We start from the raw sequence: 1,943 nt of genomic DNA on the forward strand, positions 1-1,943 counted from the left end.
CAAGGCGATGACGTCTTCAAGGACGGCGACACCCTGACCGTCGGCATCACCGATGCCGCCGTTGATGGCAAGGCCTTTGAAAATCTGGAACTAGGCGGTAACGCTTCCGTCCAGATCACCGACACCGTCAGTGAAGTGGTCGCGACCCTGACTGCGGACAAGACCACCGTCACCGAAGGTGGCCAGATCACCTACACCGTGACCTTGACCAATGCCCAAGGGCTGCCGGTCAACGGCCACAATGGCCTGACCTTCACCCTGACCGACGGCACCAAGGTCACCATCCCTGCCGGTAGCGCCAGCGGTACCTTCACCATCACTGCACCGGACGACGTATTCGTCGGTGGCCAGCCGAGCATCGTCAACAAGATCGAGTCGGTTACCGGTGGTGATAACTTCGAGAAGCTGACTCTCGGCGACAACTCGGTCACCACAAAGGTGACTGACGAGCCAGGCACTGGCACTCCAGGCACCGACAACCAGGGCGACAAGGTCACCGTCACCATCGTCGGCAAAGGCGATGTCACCGAAGACCAGCAGCCAGCCTTCACCGTCAAGGTCAGCCAGAAACTGGACCACGACCTGACGGTCACCCTGTCCAACGGCGACAAGGTGGTGATCCCAGCAGGCCAGACCGAAACCGAATACAAAGCCAAAGCCCAGGGTGATGACGTCTTCAAGGACGGCGACACCCTGACCGTCGGCATCACCGATGCTGCCGTCGATGGCAAGGCCTTCGAGAATCTGGAGCTGGGTGGCAATGCCTCGGTTCAGATCACCGACACAGTAAGCGAAGTCGTCGCGACCCTGACCGCCGACAAGACTACCGTCACCGAAGGTGGCCAGATCACTTACACAGTGACCCTGACCAATGCCCAGGGCCTGTCGGTCACCGGCCACAATGGCCTGACCTTCACCCTGTCGGACGGCACCAAAGTCACCGTTCCAGCCGGCAGCGCCAGCGGTACCTTCACCATCACCGCCCCGAGCGATGTATTCGTCGGCGGCCAGCCCTCGATCGTGAACAAGCTTGAAGGTGTCAGCGGCGCGGACAACTTCGAGAAGCTGACGCTCGGCAAGGAAACACTCACCACCACCGTCACTGATGATCCGGATACCGGCAACAAGGTGTCCGTCACTATCGTCAGCAACGGCGATGTCACCGAAGACCTGCAGCCGTCCTTTACCGTCAAGGTCAACCAGAAGCTGGACCAGGACCTGACCGTCACCCTGAGCAATGGCGCCAAGGTGGTGATTCCGGCTGGCCAGACCCAGGTCGAGTACAAGGCGGATGCCCAGGGCGATGACGTCTTCAAGGATGGCAGCTCGCTGACCGTCGGCATCACTGATGCAGTCGTTGATGGCAAGACCTTCGAAAATCTGGAACTGGGCGGCAATGCCACCGTACAGATCAGCGATACCGTCAGCGAAGTCGTCGCGACCCTCACCGCCGACAAGACTACCGTCACCGAAGGTGGCCAGATCACCTACACCGTGACGCTGACCAACGCCCAGGGTCTGCCGGTCAACGGCCATAACGGCCTGACCTTCACCCTGTCGGACGGCACCAAGGTCACCATTCCGGCTGGCAGCGCCAGCGGCACCTTCACCATCACTGCCCCTGACGACGTGTTCGTCGGCGGCCAGCCTTCGATCGTCAACAAGATCGAGTCGGTTACCGGTGGTGATAACTTCGAGAAGCTGACCCTCGGCGACAACACGATCACTACGACCGTGACCGACGAGCCAGGCACCGGCACTCCAGGCACCGACAACCAGGGCGACAAGGTCACCGTGACCATCGTCGGCAAAGGCGATGTCACCGAAGACCAGCAGCCAGCCTTCACCGTCAAGGTCAGCCAGAAGCTCGACCACGACCTGACCGTGACCCTGTCGAACGGCGACAAAGTCGTCATTCCAGCCGGTCAGACCGAAGCCGAGTA

1 protein-coding gene is annotated in these 1,943 nt (G+C 60.8%); it reads left to right on the top strand.

The annotated features are described in order from the left end of the window. Window positions 1–1,943 (top strand): immunoglobulin-like domain-containing protein (locus tag LU671_RS29165; protein ID WP_332880103.1); only part of this gene is annotated, 1,943 nt, incomplete at both ends.

Origin of the sequence: Pseudomonas sp. NMI760_13 (genome assembly GCF_021283245.1) — a bacterium.
GTDB lineage: Bacteria > Pseudomonadota > Gammaproteobacteria > Pseudomonadales > Pseudomonadaceae > Aquipseudomonas > Aquipseudomonas peradeniyensis.